At 65.4% G+C, this 17,704-nt stretch carries 15 protein-coding genes; 6 read left to right on the top strand and 9 right to left on the bottom strand.

Going from position 1 to position 17,704, the window contains the following annotated elements:
• The first annotated feature begins 51 nt into the window (after positions 1-51).
• A complete protein-coding gene (locus G6P99_RS07180) occupies positions 52-1,419 on the top strand; it encodes an MFS transporter (RefSeq protein ID WP_029085541.1) in 1,368 nt (455 codons plus the stop codon).
• Between the two features lie 204 nt (positions 1,420-1,623).
• Here G6P99_RS07180 and G6P99_RS07175 read toward each other — a convergent pair whose 3' ends face one another.
• From G6P99_RS07175 to G6P99_RS07160, 4 genes are all read right to left on the bottom strand, one after another.
• Positions 1,624-1,830 carry a hypothetical protein gene (locus tag G6P99_RS07175; RefSeq protein ID WP_029085540.1) on the bottom strand — a complete coding sequence of 69 codons (207 nt, stop codon included), beginning with the start codon at positions 1,828-1,830 and terminating at the stop codon, positions 1,624-1,626.
• 298 nt (positions 1,831-2,128) lie between these two features.
• On the bottom strand, positions 2,129-2,773 hold the full coding sequence (locus G6P99_RS07170) for a GNAT family N-acetyltransferase (protein ID WP_029085539.1): 645 nt from the start codon (positions 2,771-2,773) through the stop codon (positions 2,129-2,131).
• Between the two features lies 1 nt (position 2,774).
• Complete coding sequence (locus G6P99_RS07165; protein ID WP_029085538.1) at positions 2,775-3,425, bottom strand: 3-oxoacid CoA-transferase subunit B; 651 nt, start codon at positions 3,423-3,425, stop codon at positions 2,775-2,777.
• 24 nt (positions 3,426-3,449) lie between these two features.
• Positions 3,450-4,157, bottom strand: coding sequence for a CoA transferase subunit A (locus G6P99_RS07160; protein WP_029085537.1), 708 nt, complete (start codon positions 4,155-4,157; stop codon positions 3,450-3,452).
• A gap of 243 nt (positions 4,158-4,400) precedes the next feature.
• Between G6P99_RS07160 and G6P99_RS07155 the strand changes: the two genes are divergently transcribed.
• From G6P99_RS07155 to G6P99_RS07140, 4 genes are all read left to right on the top strand, one after another.
• Complete coding sequence (locus G6P99_RS07155) at positions 4,401-6,362, top strand: AsmA family protein (RefSeq protein ID WP_029085536.1); 1,962 nt, start codon at positions 4,401-4,403, stop codon at positions 6,360-6,362.
• Positions 6,363-6,521: 159 nt separating this feature from the next.
• On the top strand, positions 6,522-7,907 hold the full coding sequence (locus G6P99_RS07150; RefSeq protein WP_165127650.1) for an ABC transporter substrate-binding protein: 1,386 nt from the start codon (positions 6,522-6,524) through the stop codon (positions 7,905-7,907).
• A 197-nt stretch (positions 7,908-8,104) separates the two neighbouring features.
• Positions 8,105-8,974 (top strand): carbohydrate ABC transporter permease, encoded by an 870-nt coding sequence (locus tag G6P99_RS07145; protein ID WP_029085534.1) that lies wholly within the window; start codon positions 8,105-8,107, stop codon positions 8,972-8,974.
• Positions 8,971-9,822 carry a carbohydrate ABC transporter permease gene (locus G6P99_RS07140; RefSeq protein ID WP_029085533.1) on the top strand — a complete coding sequence of 284 codons (852 nt, stop codon included), beginning with the start codon at positions 8,971-8,973 and terminating at the stop codon, positions 9,820-9,822. The genes G6P99_RS07145 and G6P99_RS07140 overlap by 4 nt, the downstream gene beginning before the upstream one ends.
• Before the next feature lie 4 nt (positions 9,823-9,826).
• On the opposite strand, the gene G6P99_RS07135 is transcribed toward G6P99_RS07140, so the two are convergent.
• From G6P99_RS07135 to G6P99_RS07125, 3 genes are read right to left on the bottom strand one after another with little or no spacing between them, the layout of a single operon-like run.
• On the bottom strand, positions 9,827-10,642 hold the full coding sequence (locus G6P99_RS07135; RefSeq protein WP_029085532.1) for an ABC transporter permease: 816 nt from the start codon (positions 10,640-10,642) through the stop codon (positions 9,827-9,829).
• Complete coding sequence (locus G6P99_RS07130) at positions 10,642-11,556, bottom strand: ABC transporter permease (protein WP_029085531.1); 915 nt, start codon at positions 11,554-11,556, stop codon at positions 10,642-10,644. The genes G6P99_RS07135 and G6P99_RS07130 overlap by 1 nt, the downstream gene beginning before the upstream one ends.
• On the bottom strand, positions 11,553-12,725 hold the full coding sequence (locus G6P99_RS07125; protein ID WP_029085530.1) for an ABC transporter ATP-binding protein: 1,173 nt from the start codon (positions 12,723-12,725) through the stop codon (positions 11,553-11,555). The genes G6P99_RS07130 and G6P99_RS07125 overlap by 4 nt, the downstream gene beginning before the upstream one ends.
• A gap of 224 nt (positions 12,726-12,949) precedes the next feature.
• Here G6P99_RS07125 and G6P99_RS07120 point away from each other — a divergent pair, with 224 nt between their 5' ends.
• Positions 12,950-14,179, top strand: coding sequence for a tetratricopeptide repeat protein (locus G6P99_RS07120; RefSeq protein WP_084518888.1), 1,230 nt, complete (start codon positions 12,950-12,952; stop codon positions 14,177-14,179).
• A 234-nt stretch (positions 14,180-14,413) separates the two neighbouring features.
• Here the strand turns inward: G6P99_RS07120 and G6P99_RS07115 are convergent, their stop codons facing one another.
• Positions 14,414-15,880: a glycerol-3-phosphate dehydrogenase gene (locus tag G6P99_RS07115; protein WP_029085528.1), complete on the bottom strand. Its 1,467-nt coding sequence runs from the start codon at positions 15,878-15,880 to the stop codon at positions 14,414-14,416.
• A gap of 57 nt (positions 15,881-15,937) precedes the next feature.
• Entirely contained in the window at positions 15,938-17,506 is a 1,569-nt protein-coding gene (locus G6P99_RS07110; protein ID WP_051346877.1) for an ABC-F family ATP-binding cassette domain-containing protein, read from the bottom strand.
• Between the last annotated feature and the right edge of the window lie 198 nt (positions 17,507-17,704).

The raw sequence follows: 17,704 nt of genomic DNA, 5'->3' as shown, positions 1-17,704 counted from the left end.
CCACAGATGGCGGGCCGCATCCACGAGGAAACAGTCAAGGAGAGAGCGTACATGTCGACATCGGTCAACGCAGGCAGCCGTCTCGATCGGCTGCCGATCGGACCATTCCATCGCCGCATCATGATCCTGATCGGGATCGGGATGTTTTTCGACGGCTTCGACATCTATATCGCCGGCACTGTGCTCGGCGTGACGCTGAAGACCGGGTTCTCGACGCTCGCCCAGAACGCCGCGTTCATCTCCGCAACCTTCGTCGGCATGATGCTCGGATCATTCGGCACCGGGTTCCTTGGCGACCGTTATGGCCGACGCTTCACCTACCAGTTCAATTTGCTGCTTTTTGGCATCGCGTCTCTGGCGGCGGCGTTTGCGCCGAGCATGGCTTTCCTGATCGCCTGCCGTTTCGTGATGGGCGTCGGCCTCGGCGCCGAGAACGTCGTCGGCTATTCCACGATGACCGAGTTCGTGCCGGCCCGAAGCCGCGGCAAGTGGCTCGGCTTCACCGCCGTCTGCGTCGTGACCGGCCTGCCGGTGGCGCTATTGGTCGCCTCCATCGTCGTCCCGCACTTCGGCTGGCGCGCGATGTTCGTGCTGGGCGGCGTCGGCGCCTTGATCGTGTGGTACCTGCGCAAGTCGCTACCGGAATCACCGCGCTGGCTGGAGGCGGTGGGACGCACCGCCGAGGCCGAGGCGCTGATGCAGTCGATCGAGAAGGAAGCAGCGCAGGGCCGCCCCTTGCCGGCCCCCGCCACGGCAACGCCGGCGCCGGTGTCGCCCGATCTCGCCACCCTGTTCACGGCGCCGCTGCTGTCGCGCATGATCGTCGGCGCGATCTGCCTGATCACCATCAATACGCTGCTCTACGGCTTCGTGACCTGGCTGCCGGTGTTCTTCATCAAGCAGGGCCTTTCGGTCGCGACTTCGTTCGGCTATTCGCTGCTGATGGCGCTCGGCGCGCCGATCGGCTCGGCGATCGGCGCCCTCACTGCCGACCGCTGGGGCCGCAAGCCGACGATCATCGGCGCATCGCTGGTCACGATCATCCTCGGCGTGATCTATCCGATGATCTCGGATCCATTCCTGCTGCCGGCCACAGGCTTCGCGCTGACCGTGCCGATCTATGTTTTGGTCGCGCTGCTGTTCGGCATCTATATTCCCGAACTGTTCCCGACCGAGGTGCGGCTGCGCGCGTCCGGCATCGTCAACACGCTCGGCCGCGGCGCCACCATCGTGACGCCGTTCCTGGTCGTGATGCTGTTCGAAGCGCGCGGCGTCGCCGGCGTGATGGCGCTGATGATCGGGCTGCTCATCGTGCAGATCATCACGGTATGGGCGCTCGGCATCGAGCCGCGGCACCGCAGCCTCGAGGAGCTCAAGGGCGAGGAAGCGCCATCCGCGGTCCCGCAGGAAGCGTCGTGAAACGGTGGGTGCTCCTGCAGCCCACCGCATGATCGTCAAGCATTCCGGCGCCAGACCATGATCCGGAAAAGTGCGAAGCGGTTTTCCGAAAAGATCATGCTCAGACAAAGAGCGAAAGCGCGATGACGATTCAACCCAATCTCATCGCGCTTTAGGCCGGAATGCTTGAACCGAGATACGCGCGACGAGCAACGCCGTATCGCTCTACGGCTTGATCTCCAGCGTTTGGCGCTTGCCGGCAGCGACGGAGAACGGCTTTTCCACCTTCTGGCCGTCGGCATAGGTCGCGACCGCGACGTAATCGCCGGCGCCGAGCGCGACGTTGACGGCTGCGTCATAGGTCACCGAGACGCGCTTGCGCTCGTCATTGATGTCGCGTTCGGTCGCGAGAATGCGAAGTTGCGTCCTCATCCACACCTGTCATCGCCCGGCTCGACCGGGCGATCCAGTACGCCGCGGCCTCTCGGCTCAAGCAGCGGCGTCTCTGGAATACTGGATCACCCGCTTTCGCGGGTGATGACACTGAACAGGCTGTTTGACATGTGAATCGGAATCCCATTGTCGTCCTGGCGAAAGCCAGGACCCGTTACCCCAAATCTCAATTGTTGCGCGGCGCTGCGGCCGCGATCCCGTTCACAAGCAAATTCGGTGGTTATGGGTCCTGGCTTTCGCCAGGACGACGGCGGTGTGTGTGGCCGCGCGCCGCCCCTCACATCCCGCGCGCAAATCTGCGGAAGCCCGGCGCGCCGGTCAGCGCCTCGAATGCGGCGTCGCGCTTCTCTTCGGCGAAGGAAAAACCGGCTTGGGCGTAGCAGCGCTCGGCCGCTTCGTTGCCGATCACGAACGAGATCGACGCCTGCGCAAAGCCCGCGGCCTTGCCGTCGGCGAGTGCGCGGGCGATCAGGGCCTGCACCAGGCCGCCGCCACGATGCGACGCTTCGGTTGCAACATGCTCGATCAGCCAGTCGCCCTCGCCGCCCTGAACCCAGCAATTGCGGGCATAACCGCCGCGCGCGACGATGGCGGCCGGATCGGCCCCGATCTGTGGCGCCACCTCCTCGATCGCGGCGCGGGCCGCGACGACAGTGCCGGACGCGGGCAGCGCGCACAGCGCTGCGGCCGGGGTGCCGTCGACTTCAGCAATCAGGAAATGGGCGACGTGATACCATGACCGCACCCGCGCAATGGCGAGCCGCGCCATGAAGTCGAGGCAATCCGGCTCAGGACGATCCAGCGCGATGTCGGTCCAGCCGCGCGGCAACGGGCCGCGCTGCGCGGCCAGCACGATGCGGGCGATGAAGGTGGCGTCGGCGGATCGTGCGGGACGGATCGAGGATCGTCCCGCCCCACACATCTCAGGTGTTCTTCAGCGCGACGCGGAATTCGGCCTCGGTCTTGGCCTTGACCTCGTCGAGCGTGACGCCGTCGGCGAGCTCGATCAGCGCCATGCCGTCCTTGCCGTGCTTGTCGATGGTGAACACCGCAAGATCGGTGACCACCATGTCGACCACGCGCTCGCCGGTCAGCGGCAGGTTGCACTGCTTGAGCAGCTTGGCGCCGTCCTTGGCGGAATGCTCCATCACGACCACGACGCGCTTGACGCCGGCGACGAGGTCCATGGCACCGCCCATGCCCTTCACCATCTTGCCGGGGATCATCCAGTTGGCGAGGTCGCCATTCTGCGCCACCTGCATGGCGCCGAGGATCGACAAGTCGATATGGCCGCCGCGCACCATGCCGAAGGATTCGGCCGAGGAGAAATAGCTGGTCGAGGGCAGCTCGCTCACCGTCTGCTTGCCGGCGTTGATGAGGTCGGCGTCAACCTCGTCCTCATAGGGGAACGGGCCCATGCCGAGCATGCCGTTCTCGCTCTGCAGGCTGACGTCGATGCCGTCGGGGATGAAGTTCGAGACCAGCGTCGGAATGCCGATGCCGAGATTGACGTAATAGCCGTCGCGCAACTCCTTGGCGGCGCGGGCGGCCATCTGTTCACGGGTCCAGGCCATGAGGCTCTCCTGAAGGATTATGTTTTAGGCTGCGGGACGCGGGCGGGTGTTGCGGAATTCGATCCGCTTGTTGCCGGTCCCGACCTCGATGATGCGTTTGACGAAGATGCCGGGGGTGTGGATGTGGTCCGGGTCGATCTCGCCGGCCGGAACCAGATGCTCGACCTCGGCGACGGTGACCTTCGCGGCGGTGGCCATCATCGGGTTAAAGTTGCGGGCAGTCTTGCGGTAGACCAAATTGCCGGCGGTGTCGCCCTTCCAGGCATGGACGATGGCGACGTCGGCGAACAGGCCGCGTTCCATGATGTACTTCTCGCCGTCGAATTCCTTCACTTCCTTGCCTTCGGCGATCAGCGTGCCGACGCCGGTCTTGGTGTAGAAGGCCGGGATGCCGGCGCCGCCGGCGCGGATGCGCTCGGCCAGCGTGCCCTGCGGGTTGAACTCGAGCTCGAGCTCGCCGGCGAGATATTGCTGGGCGAACAGCTTGTTCTCGCCGACATAGGACGAGATCATCTTCTTGATCTGGCGTGTTTCCAGCAGCCGGCTGAGGCCGATGCCGTCGACGCCGGCATTGTTGGAGACGACCGTCAGCCCCTTCACGCCGGAGTCGCGGATCGCGTCCGACAGGGTTTCGGCGATGCCGCAGAGGCCGAAGCCCCCCGACATGATCATGATGCCGTCCTTGAGGAGACCATCGAGTGCCGATTTGGCGTCGGGATAAACCTTGTTCATGCAGCAAATACCTGATGGAGGGCGCGGAACGGCTGTGACCAGCGGATTATTAGGCGGAATCTTCGCAGCGCGTCAATCACGGCCCGTACGGCGACCGGCGGCCGCCCGCGGCAGCAACATGGCCTTGAAAGCGACAAGAAAACCCTTCAAGTTGCGTGGGTTGGCACCGGCTACCATTGCGCAGCCGGCAGTGTTCGACGACGACCCCACAAAACTCAACCCGACCCGGATATGTCATTGACGATGGCCCAAGGAATTAAGCGCCTGGGGATGCCGATCGCGGCTCTTTTAGGCTTGGTGCTCGTCGGGCTGGTGGGAACGTCGTGGTTCCTCAACCGGGACGCGCTGCAGCGCGCGGTCGAAGCGCAGATTCGCGCCGTGACCGGGCTCGAACTCGTGGTCAACGGCCCGATCGATGTTTCGGTGTTTCCGGGCAGCTATGTCTCCTTTCATAATGTCGGGCTGAAGGGCGCCGACACCATCGGTCCCGCCCTGCAGGTCGATGTGCTGACCGCCAATCTGCGCCTGCTGCCGCTGTTGTTGCGGCGGTTCGAGATTGCCGACGTCATGATGCTGCGCCCGCATATCCGTGTGGTCCGCGACGGCGCCGGCGAGAGCAACTGGACACCATTCGTCGAGACCATCGCCAAGACGATGACGCCCGGCGCCGAGAACCAGGTGTCGTTCTCCGAAATCCGGATCCAGGACGGCGAGCTGAATTACCAGGATGGGACCAACAACATCTCCGAGCAGCTCGGCGATATCGATCTTTCGTTGGCTTGGCCCTCCATATCGCGTTCCTTTGCCGCAACCGGCCAGTTCGACTGGCGCGGCGAGCGCGTCGACGGCTCGATCAGCGCCAGCGATTTCGTCGCGCTGCTGTCGGGCGACCGTTCCGGCCTCAAGGCCCGGCTCGCCAGCGCGCCGCTGAAGGTCGCATTCGACGGAACCGTCGCCAACCGCACCAGCCTGATGATGGAAGGTGTCGCCACCATGGACTCACCGTCGCTGCGCAACGCGTTGCGCTGGATGGGGCAGGCGCCGCCCGGCGGCGGTGGCGGGTTCGGCCGCTTCGCCCTGAAGGCCCGCGCCAATGTGGTCGGCGGCTCGGTCGCGCTCACCAATGTCAATGTCGAGCTCGACGGCAATGTCGCCGAGGGCGTGATGACCTACGCCAATAACGGCCGGCAGACGCTGCAGGCGACGCTTGCCGCCGGCAATCTCGATTTCACGCCCTACATCTCGACGTTCCGCCTTTTGGCCAGCGGCCAGCGCGACTGGAACAGGCAGCTGTTCGACCTGACCTCGCTGTCGTCGACCGATCTCGACATGCGCCTGTCGGCCGCCAAGGTGACGGTCGGCCCGTCCAAGCTCGGCCGCACCGCGTTCGGCGCCAATCTGCGCGGCGGCGCGCTCGCGCTCAGCGTCGGCGAGGCGCAGATGTATGGCGGCATCGCCAAGGGCTCGTTCGCGATCGCGCGCTCGGATGCGGTGGCCGACGTCAGGGCCCAGTTCCAGTTCACCGATGTCGACTTGCAGGCCTGCGCCAGCGAATTGTTCGGCATCAACAAGCTGTCCGGCCGCGGCAACCTCAACGTCTCGCTGACGGCCTCGGGCTCGAGCCCGTTCGGGCTCGCCTCATCGCTGGACGGCACCGCAACGCTGAACGGGCATGATGGCGCGATCGCAGGCTTCAATGTCGAGCAGCTCTTGAAGCGGCTGGAGAAGCGGCCGCTGTCCGGCGGCGGCAATTTCCGCTCCGGCTCGACGCCCTATGACAATCTCAGCATCTCGGTGAAATTCGCCGACGGCGTCGCCACCGCTGACGACATCCGGGTCGAGAGCCCCACCGCGAAGATCACGCTGACCGGCACCGCCTCGGTGCCGTCGCGCGAATACGATCTCAAGGGCGTCGCCAGCCTGACCTCGACATCCGCCGGTGGCAACGCGTTCGATCTGCCTTTCGTGATCCAGGGCCCGTGGGACGATCCGCTGATCTTCCCCGATCCGGAAAGCCTGATCCGCCGCTCGCCCGCATCCGCCCCGCTGCTCGATGCGGTGAAAGATCGCAAGACCCGCGACGCGGTGCGCTCGGTGATCGAGCGCTTCACCGGCGGAGCCGCGCGGCAGCCGGCAGCGGATGCTGCGACCGGCGCGCCCGCCGGCGCACCGGCGACGGCAGCCGACAATGCGAAGTCGAACTGATCGATCCATTCAGTTTCCGCATCGATGCACCGGGACTGATCCACGCCCTGCCGCGAGCCCCCTACAGAAGTCGTCGATGCGACATCTTTATCAGGTCACGGGCATGCGCTAGTGTTTTATCCAACCGGTTAAAAAACCGGCGCCATGAGGGAGAACAACGTGAGATCCAAGGTTATCGGTGCGCTATCACTCGCGGTCGCTGCGGTCGGTCTGTTCGCGGCCACGGCACCTGCTTGCGCCCAGGGCAAGACCATCACGGTCTGGTGGGGCAAGGGATTCTACAAGTCCGAAGACGACGCGCTGCTCGAGACGATCAAGAAATTCGAAGCCAAGACCGGCATCAAGGTCGAACTGTCGCAATACGCGATTCAGGACATGATTCCGAAGACGGTCGCCGCGCTGGATTCCGGCACCGTGCCCGACGTCGCCTATTCCGACACCTACGATGTGCAGGCGCAGGGCAAGTGGGCCTTCGAGGGCAAGCTCGAGGACCTCTCCGACATCATGCTGCCGATGAAGGACGCGTTCGCGCCGAACACGCTGGAAGCCGCCCTGCTCTACAATGACGTCACCAAGAAGAAGTCCTATTACGGCTTCCCGCTGAAGCAGCAGAGCATGCACGTCCAGATCTGGGGCGACATGCTGGACAAGGCCGGCTTCAAGGCCGCCGACATCCCGACCAAATGGGAGGATTACTGGACGTTCTGGTGCGACAAGGTGCAGCCGGCGATCCGCAAGGCGACCGGCCAGCGCACCTACGGCGTCGGCCAGCCGATGGGCGTGGAATCCACCGACTCGTTCCAGTCGTTCTACACCTTCATGGACGCCTATCACGTCAAGCTGGTCGACGACGACGGCAAGCTCCTGGTCGACGATCCCAAGGTGCGCGACGGCCTGATCCACGCGCTGAAGGACTATACCGACACCTACATCAAGGGCTGCACGCCGCCTTCGTCAACGACCTGGAAGGACCCGGACAACAACGTCGCCTTCCACAACAAGACGATCGTGATGACCCACAATTTCACGATCTCGATCGCGGCGAAGTGGTTCGAGGATTCCACCAACCCGGCGCTGACCGACGCGCAGCGCGCCGCCGGCAAGCAGGCCTATGAGCAGGACATCATCACGGCGTCCTTCCCGAAGGCGCCGGACGGCTCGACCATCAAGTACCGCTCCGACGTCAAGACCGGGCTGATCTTCGCCAATGCCAAGAACAAGGCCGAGGGCAAGCAGTTCATCGCGTTCCTGATGCAGGAAGACAACGTGCGGCCCTATGTCGAGGGCGCGCTCGGCCGCTGGTTCCCGGTGACCAAGGCAAGCCAGGCGAGCCCGTTCTGGCAGGCCGACCGGCATCGCAAGGCGGTGTGGAATCAGTTCACCGGCGGCACCGCGCCGTTCGACTTTACCAAGAACTGGAGGTTCACCATCCTGAACAACGAGAACGTCTGGGCCAAGGCGATGAACCGCGTGGTCAGCGAGAAGGTGCCGGTCGACAAGGCCGTCGACGAGCTGATCGCCCGCATCAAGCAGGTCGCGGGGTAACGGAAACGATGCCAGCCGCCGCGGACATATGTATCTGTCGTCCCTGCGAAAGCAGGGACCCATACGCCGCGGCGGTCGTTTTGAATGATGCTGGTCATCGGCTTTCGTGCAACAACGAAAGCCGGTGGTTACGGGTCCCTGCTTACGCAGGGACGACGGCGTAGGCCGCAGGCGACATCTCGTTCCAAGAGTAGACGATGGCGATCACACTCTCCGCATCCGACGTCCCCTCGCCGCCTTTGTCGGCGCGGCTGTCGCCGCCGCAGGTCTGGGGCATCGTGCTGCTCGCGCCCTATCTGCTCGTCTTCCTTGCCTTCGTGGTCTATCCGGTCTGCTACGGGCTGTGGCTGGCGCGCCATCCGGCGAGCTATGTCGCGCTCTATCATGACCCGATCTTCGCGCGTGCCGCCGTCAACACGCTGATCTTCCTGGTCATCGGCATCAACATCAAGATGCTGATCGCGCTGTTCCTGTCCGGCTTCTTTGCCCAACAGCGGCCGTGGATCAGGTGGCTGTCGGTGATCTTCATCCTGCCCTGGGCGGTGCCGTCGATCCCGACCATTCTCTCCGTGCGCTTCATGCTCAATCCCGAATGGGGCGTGGTCAACCAGCTGATCTTCAAGTTCACCGGCGACGACGGCCCGAACTGGCTGAACGATCCGGCGGTCGCGCTCGCGATGGCGATCGGCGTCCACATCTGGAAGTCGCTGCCGTTCTGGACGCTGATCCTGCTGACCGGGCGGCTCGCCATCTCGCACGATCTGTACGAGGCATCCGACGTCGACGGCGCCAATTGGTGGCAGAAATTCCGCTACATCACCTGGCCGTCGATGCAGACGCTCTACATCACCTGCACGCTGCTCTCGATGATCTGGACGCTCGGCGACTTCAACAGCGTCTATCTGCTCACCGGCGGCGGGCCCGCCGACCTCACCCACGTGCTGTCGACGCTCGGCATCCGCTATCTCAGGCTCGACCAGCTCTCGCTGGCGATGGCCTCGATTGTCTGCGCGATGCCGTTCGTGCTGCCGCTGGTCTATTACATGATGAAACGGTTGTCGCGATGAAGCTGCCCACCCTCCGCGAAGTCGGCACCGAGGCCAAGCTGCTGTTGATCGGCATCCCGGTCTTCATCTGGACCATGATCCCGATCTACCACATGTTCGTGTTCGCGATCTCGCCGAAGGAGGACGCGTTCGCCGGCAAGCTGTGGCCGGCGCATCCGACGTTCCACAATTTCTCGATCGTGTTCCATCAGCAGCATTACTTCCTGCGCGACTTCTGGATCCAGTTCTGGAATTCGACCGTGATTGCCCTCGCGGTCGGCGCGCTGACGCTGTTCGTCGCCACCGCCGCCGCGTTCTCGATCTCGCGGCTGCGCGTGCCGGGCGGCCGCGCGGTGATGAACCTGGCGCTGTTCACCTATTTCATCCCGGCGGCGTTCCTTGCCGTGCCGATGTACCGCACCATGGGCACCTACGGCCTGCTCAACAATCACTGGTCGCTGATCCTGGCGATGGTGACGATCGCCGCGCCCTACGCGATCTGGGTCTTAAAACAGGCCTCCGACAAGCTGCCGGTCGAGCTCGACGAGGCCGCGACGATGGACGGCGCCACCACGCTGCAGCTGTTCCGCCTGGTCTACGTGCCCTTGATGATGCCCTCGCTGGTCGCGGTCGGCACGTATGCGATCTTGCTCGCCTGGAACGAATATCTCTACGCGTTCCTCTTGCTGTCGAAGGACACCGACATCACGCTGCCGGTCGCGCTCGGCAACTTCCTTGCCGCCGACGATTCGCCGTGGGAGCTTCTGATGACCACCGGCTTCATCTACGCGCTGCCGCCGGCCGCGGTGTATTACGCCTTCAAGCGCTACATGGTCGGCGGGCTGACGGCAGGTGCCGTCAAATCGTGACGCCTCACAGCGGCGCGGCGCTCTCGCTGCGTGCGCTCGACAGTTTCGAGGCGAACGAAGCGATCACGATGATCACGGCGATCAGCGCGATCACCAGCGTGCAGATCGCGTTGATCTCGGGCTTCACGCCGAGCCGGACCTCGGAATAGATCCGGATCGGCAGCGTCGCAGAGCCGGGGCCGGTGGTGAAGCTCGCGATCACGACGTCGTCGAGCGACAGCGTGAAGGCGAGCATCCAGCCGGCGACGATCGCCGGCACGATCAGCGGCAGCGTCACCAGCAGGAACGCGCGTACCGGATCGCAGCCGAGGTCCATCGCGGCTTCCTCGAGGCTGCGGTCGAGCGCGGTCAGGCGCGACTGCACCACCACGGCGACGAAGCACATCGTCAGCGTGGTGTGGGCGATCGTCACGGTCCAGAAGCCGCGCTCGGCGTTGAGCGCCACGAACAGCAACAGCAGCGACAGGCCGGAGATCACCTCGGGCATCACCAGCGGCGAATACAGCATGCCGGAGAACAGCGCCCGCCCCCGGAACCGCTCGCCGCGCGCCAGCCCGACCGCCGCCAGCGTGCCCAGCAACGTCGCCAGCGTCGCCGACACCGCGGCGACCGACAGGCTCATCCAGGCGGCCTCCAGCATGGCGCGGTCGTTGAAGAACTCGTGGTACCAGCGCAGCGACCAGCCGCCCCACACCGTCACCAGCCGCGAGGCGTTGAACGAGTAGATCACCAGAATGACGATCGGCAGATAGAGGAACGCCAGTCCAAGCGCCAGCGACGTCATGTTGAAACGGGTGAGCCTGGTGGCGTTGCCTGCCATCAGCGGTTGCTCTCGAGCTGGCGACGTTGCAGACGATCATAGAGCACGAGCGGTGGCACCAGCAAAAGCAGCAGCGCGACCGCGGCGGCGGAGGCCACCGGCCAGTCCTTGTTGGTGAAGAACTCGAGCCACAGCGTCTGCCCGATCATCAGCGAGCTGGAGCCCGCGAGCAGATCGGGGATCACGAACTCGCCGACGATCGGAATGAAGCAGAGCAGCGCGCCGGCGCCGACGCCCGGCAGCGACAGCGGAAACGTCACCAGCCAGAACGCCTGCCGTGGCGAGGCGCCGAGATCACCCGCGGCCTCCAAGAGCGACGCATCCATCTTCGAGAGCGTGGCATAGAGCGGCAGGATCATGAACGGCAGATAGGAATAGACGATGCCGAGATACATCGCGCTGTCGGTCGACAGCCAGACCACCGGCGATGACACGACATGCAGCGCCAGCAGGATCTTATTGAGCAGGCCGTCATGCTGCAGGATGTTGATCCAGGCATAGATGCGGATCAAAAACGAGGTCCAGAACGGCACGATCACCAGCATCATCGCCAAGCCCTGCCAGCGTTGCGGCAGCCGCGCCATGCCGTACGCGATCGGGTAGCCGATCACGAACAGGATCAGCGTCGAGGTCACTGCGACGACGAGGCTGCGCAGATAGGACAGGATGTACAGATTGTCCTGCAGCAGCAGGCGGAAATTGTCGAACGACAATTGCGCAAACGCTGCGGCCAGCGCCGCAGGGCCATCGGTGAAATCGAACACCGGCGTATAGGGCGGCTGCGCGATCGCGGTCTGCGACAGGCTGATCTTCAGCACGAAGCCGAACGGCACCAGGAAGAACAGCACCATCCAGAGATAGGGCGCGATCGCGGCAAGCCGCGCCGGCCGGGCGAAGATGCGACGCGCGCTCATTGCTCGAGCACCAGGCAATCGTCGGCGGTGAACCACGCCACCACGCGCTGGCCGGCCAGATAGGCATCGACATCGAGCCGCGCGGTATTGGCCATCGACGAGCGCACCACCGCGCCCGTCTCCAGCTTCACCCGATAGCTCGTCACGCCGCCGAGATAATTGACGTCGGCGACGACGCCCTCCAGCCGGTTGATCGCGTGAGAGCCGCCCTCATCCGTTGCCGGCGCGCGGCGCGACAGCTTCACCTTCTCGGGACGGATCGCGACGCTGACGGTCTCCTTGGTCACCGGCGGCCACAGCTCGCTGACCACGAGCCGGCCCGCCTCCGCGGTCGAGACCGTCAGGCGGCCATGCTCGCGGGCGGCGACCTGGCCATCGAACAGATTGATGTCGCCGACGAACTCGGCGATCCAGCGCGAGGCCGGCGCCTCATAGAGGTTGCGCGGGGTCGCGACCTGGACCAGGCGCCCGGCATCCATCACGCCGATCCGGCCCGCCATCGTCATCGCCTCCTCCTGGTCGTGGGTGACGATGATGAAGGTCATGCCGAGCCTGCGCTGCAGCTCCATCAGCTCTCCTTGCGTGCTCTCGCGCAGCTTCTTGTCGAGCGCGGCGAGCGGCTCGTCGAGCAGCAACACCTGCGGACGCCGCGCCAGCGAGCGCGCCAGCGCGACGCGCTGCCGCTGCCCGCCGGACAGCTGGTCGGGCCTGCGCTTCTCGAGCCCCTCGAGCTTGACGAGCGCCACCATCTCGGCGACGCGGGCCGCGATGTCGCGACGCGCCATCCCGGCGCGCTTCAGCCCGAAGGCGATATTGTCGCGCACCGACAGATGCGGGAACAGCGCATAGTTCTGGAACATCATGTTGACGGGCCGCTCATGCGGCAGCACCTGGGCGATGTCGTTGCCGCCGAGCAGGATGCGGCCCTCGTCCGGTGTCTCGAAGCCAGCGAGCATGCGGAGCAGCGTGGTCTTGCCGCAGCCGCTCGGGCCGAGCAGCGCGAAGAATTCGCCGGCGCGGATATCGAGCGAGAGCCTGTCGACCGCACGGAAATTGCCGAACGATTTTGCGACGCCCTCGATCCGCAGCAGGGGCATGTCCAAGACGGCCGGTTCAGGCAACGGCTTCGCCGCCTCCGCAGTCGCTTCGCCTGATGTCACGTCGGTCAGCCCCGATTCCCCGCAAGGTCCAATCCCGGCCGCAAGCTAGCGGCGGATCGCTGCCGGCTCAACCGCCTCACGGACATCTCCCGCAATATTGTCGGCTCCCATGCCTCTGCTAGACTTCGTAGTCAAATTCGGGAGGACAACCGATGACTAACGACCGTTACGGCCTGCCATTGACCACCGCTTCGGACCGCGCCGCCGCCTATTATGTCGACGGCGTCGATCGCATGCTGGCGGCGTTGCACGGCGCTGATGCGGCGTTCGAGGCCGCGATTGCAGAGGACCCCGGCTTCGCGCTGGCCCATATCGGGCGCGCCCGCGTGCACCAGCTCAACATGGAAGGCGCCAAGGCCCGCGCCAAGGCGGCCGATGCACGACAGCTGGCCGCCGCGGCGAGCCCGCGCGAGCGCCAGCACATCGAGATCATCGCGTCGGCGATCGAGGGCCAGGGCAAGAAGGCGATGACGGCTGCCGAGCAGCACCTCACCGAATATCCGCGCGATGCGCAGGTGCTGTCTCTGCTGCTCGGCGCCTTCGGCCTCTATGCCTTCTCCGGCCGTCCCGACCATGACGCCGCGCGGCTCGCCATCTGCGAACGCTATATCAGCGACTACGGCGATGACTGGTGGTTCCTGACCTATCTCGGCTGGTCGAAGACCGAGGCCGGCGATGTCGTCTCGGGCCGCGCCGTCACCGAGCGCGGCTATGCGCTTAAGCCGGAGAACGCCGGCGCCGCGCACGCCGTGGCGCATGCGCTGTTCGAGCAGGGCGACGCGGCGGAAGGCCGCAGCTTCCTCTCCAGCTGGCTGCCGGCGAATGATCGCACCAGCTTCCTGCAGGGCCATCTCGCCTGGCACCTCGCTTTGATCGCAATCGAGGAAGGCGACGCCGACGGTGCGCTCGACATTTACGAGCAGCACATCAAGCCGGCCAACCGGCCCTATCCGCCGCTCAATATCTACACCGACACGTCCTCGCTGCTCTGGCGGCTGTCGGTCGCCGGCAAGACCGGCCTCGAGTCGCACTGGAAGGATGTCGCCGCCTATGGCGACGGCTATTTCCCGAAGGCCGGCGCGCATTTCGCCGATGTGCACCACGCGCTGGTCTCGGCCACGACCAACAATGACGCGCTCGAGGCGCGGCTGGCCGAGATGGCGGCGCGCGAGGCCGACGGCAAGTTGGCGCCCGGTCCTGCCGCGATCGGGCTCGGCCGGGGCGTCGCGGCCTTCGCCGCCGGCGACAACGACAGCGCCGTGCGCATCCTGGCGCCGCTGATACCCGAACTGGTGCGGATCGGCGGCAGCCATGCGCAACGCGAATTGTGGGAGGACACCTTCATCGTCGCGTGCCTGCGCGCCGGCCAAGGCCGGCAAGCGACAGGCCTGATCTCGGAGCGGCTGCATCGCCGTCCGTCCCGGCGCGACCTCGCCTGGTCGCAGGAGGCGGCAAGGCAATAGCCGCTGTTGCGGTTGGTGACTGTCTGGTCGCCTGTTCCCGGATTTGGCTGCGCTCCATTCGGGCTACGCTGTCGCGCCAGCCGGGAGCTGTTCTCCATCCCCCTGAAAGGGGGAAGGTTGGGATGGGGGTCGGCCACAAGCGACACCGGTTGTCATGGAGGCAGGACCCCCACCCGCTTTGCTCTGGCGAGCAAAGCGACCTCCCCTTTGCAAGGGGAGGTTTGAGAGTCGCGCTCAATCCGGCTTCGCCATGAATGCCGCGAGCGCGTCGCGATCGGCTGGCGGCATGGTCAGCCCGAGCTTCGAGCGCCGCCACAGCACGTCGTCCGGAAAGCGCGCCCATTCCCTGCGCATGAGGTAGCGCACCTCCGCGCCGGTTAATTCGGGACCAAAGGCAGGGCCCAGATCGGCCTTCTCCCTCGCATCTCCGAGAACGTCCTTGACGTTCAACCCATAGGCGGCCACCAGCCGCCGCGCCTGCGCCTCGCCGAGAAAGCGCCAGCGGTCGCGGGCGATGTCGACCTCGGTCTCAAAGCGCTGCCAGGCGAATTCGCCGCCCGGCAACGGCACTGTCGCGGTCCAGCGCGGCGTCATCGGATAGAACCGCGTGAACTCGGAGACCGCCCGCTCGGCGCGGCGCCGCGAGGTGGTGACGTCGCCGCCGAAGATCGTGAGCAACGGCGCCTTGCCGCGCCTGAAATCGAGCGACGCGGCGCCATCGCTCATGCGGCGGTGCGCGGGCGCAGCGACGGAGTTGGCGCCGGAAATCGTTCGCAGCACATCGACCGGGGCGATCTGCTCGCGAAAGTAGCGATTGGCTGCATCGCAGAGATAGGCCACCTCTCGCACGCCCATCGCGACAATAGCCGGATCCCCCTTGAAGGGATGGCTGACACTGCCGATCAGGGTGAAGTCGCGCTCGTAGGGACTTGCGAAGATCAGCCGTCCGTCGCTGTTCTGGAACGCATAGACGTTGTCGCAGTCGAACAGGCGGCGCACCACGATCTGGCTGATCTGCACCGTCGCAAGCTGTGGCGCCGGCACGCGCAACACGGTATCGGCGACGGAAGCCGTCCAGGCGCCGGTCGCGTTGACCAGCGACCGCGCCGTGATCACCCTGCGATAGCCGCGGTCGATCGCGACCAGCCGCCAGGTCTCGCTACGCTCGGCCCGGGTCAGGCGCGCACCGGTGCGGATATCGGCGCCGCGCGCCGCGGCATCGACGGCGGTAAGCACCACGAGCCGGGAATCGTCGACGATGCAATCGGAATATTCGAACGCGGTTCCGAACGGCCGCTTCAACGCATTGCCAACCGGATGATGGGTGACGTCGAGCGTCGCCGAGCGCGGCAGGCCGCTGCGCGAGGCGAGACGCTCGTAGAGCAGCAGCAACGACCGCAATTGCCATGGCGGCCGCTCCTCGGCATGCGCCGGGATTGCGAAGCGCGCCGGCCGCACCAGATGCGGCGCAATGCGCAGCAACACGTCGCGTTCCCTGAGCGCGCGACGGACGCGGAAGAACTCGCGCCGCTCCAGCCCCGCCAGATCGCCGTGGACCAGGCGCGGCGACGCTTGCGACGCGCCGGAGCCGAGATCGCCCAGCTCCAGCAGGATCACGCGCAAGCCGCGGCCGGCCGCGTCACGCGCAATGCTCGTGCCGTTTAGGCCACCGCCGATGATCGCGACGTCATAGTCCGCCATGCGCAACGCCTATCGCATTTCCATGCGAACGGAATATGTGCTCGCACAAAAAAGGCGTCAGCTTGCGCCGACCGAGGCAAAGAAGTGTTCGGGGCCATCGACCTCGATCAGCTTCTTGCCTTCGATCACCCAGAACCGGTTGGCGACCGTCCGCACGAACTGGCGGTCGTGCGACACCAACAGGCAGCTGGCCTGCTGTTCCATCAGTTCGTCCTCCAGCGTCTCCTGGCCCTCGATGTCGAGGTGGTTGGTCGGCTCGTCGAGCAGATAGAAGTTGGGCTGCGTGAGCCGCAGCACCAGCATGCCGAGGCGCGCCTTCTGCCCGCCCGACAGCCGCCCGATCGGACGGCTTTGCATCTCGATCGAGAGCCCGGCGCCGGCGAGCAGCCCGCGCGCACGCTGGTCGCCGACCTCGAAGCGCCGGGTCAGCATGCGCATCGGCGTGTCACTATCAACGAGATCGCCCAGCATCTGATCGCAATAGCCGAGCACGAGCGACTCCGTGGCGCGAATCTCGGCGACTGCAGCCTCGGGACTCTCGATCGCCAGCCGCAGCGCCGCGACGAACCGGGTCTTGCCCGCGCCGTTCGGTCCGAGCAGCGCGATGCGATCGCCTTTGCAGATGAACTGCTGCCCGGTCCGGAACAGCGGCCTGCCGCCGGGCGTGGCGATCGCGGCGTTACTCAGCCTGATCAGCACCTTGGCATGGGTGTCGCGGTTGGCGAGCCGGATCGTTCCGGCCGAGCGTTCCAGATGCGCCGGCTTTGCGGTCTCCTCCAGTCTCTCGGCGCGCTGCTTTAATTGCTTGGTCTTGGACAGCAAAAGGTCGCTGCCGGAATTGATGCCGAGGTTGTTCAGCTTCGCGGCCTGCTGCCGCAGCTGCCGCACGGTCTTCATGTCGCGCTGAAAGCGCCGCTCGTCCGAGGCATCGAATTCGTCGAGCGCAGCGCGGGCCGGCGTGTAGGGCAATGAGAACAGCTGCGACCGCTCCGGGCGCAGGAACAGCGTCCGGTTGGTGGTCGCATCGAGAAAGGCGCGGTCGTGGCTTGCGATCACCACCGGCATCTCGCGTGGCAGCGCATTCAGCCAGGCCTCAAGCCTGCCGATCTTGGCGAGGTCGAGATGGTTGGTCGGCTCGTCGAGCAGCAGCACATCCGGATCGGTCACCAGCACGCGGGCGAGCAGCGCAAGCCGCAGCCAGCCGCCGCTCAGGTGCTTCAGCGGCCTCGCCCACAGCTCCTCGGGCACGTCGAGCGACTGCAAGGCGACGTCGACCCGCCAGCCCTCACCGGCGCGTTGCTCGGCGGGCAGCGCCCCAAGCACTGCGGCATGGAACGGCGTATCCAAGAGCCTTGGCGGCGCATCCTGTTCGACATAGCCGACGGTCAGTCCACGTGCGCGGGTGATATCGCCCTCGTTGGGCTCCATCGTGTCAGCGATGCAGCGCAGCAGCGTGGATTTACCGCGGCCGTTGGCGGCCACCAGCCCGATCCGGTCACCGGCATTGACGACAAAATTCAGTTCGGAAAACAGCGGCGCGTTCAGCGTCACGCCGAGATTGCGTACATTGATGAGGGTCACGGTCAATTCTCTGGTCTTGCCGGCAATCACGACATCCGGAGGCATCCAGCCATCATCGGATGTGCGTGTCGAAGCGCGGCGAGGGATTCAGGTGCAGGCGCAAACGTTCAAACGTTCGACGCCGCACGGCCACGAAGGGCAGACCAGAGATTTTACGCGAGTTTCCGGTCAGCCCTGCAAACGCATTTGCAGGGCGTTGACGGGGCCACGCTTGAGGTGGGGATCGGTGAATCTCGCCACGAC

Source organism: Bradyrhizobium sp. 6(2017), from assembly GCF_011058295.2.
In the GTDB taxonomy this organism is placed as follows: domain Bacteria; phylum Pseudomonadota; class Alphaproteobacteria; order Rhizobiales; family Xanthobacteraceae; genus Bradyrhizobium; species Bradyrhizobium septentrionale.
Note: the sequence above shows the minus strand (reverse complement) of the source record. Positions and strands in the feature narration are given on the sequence as shown.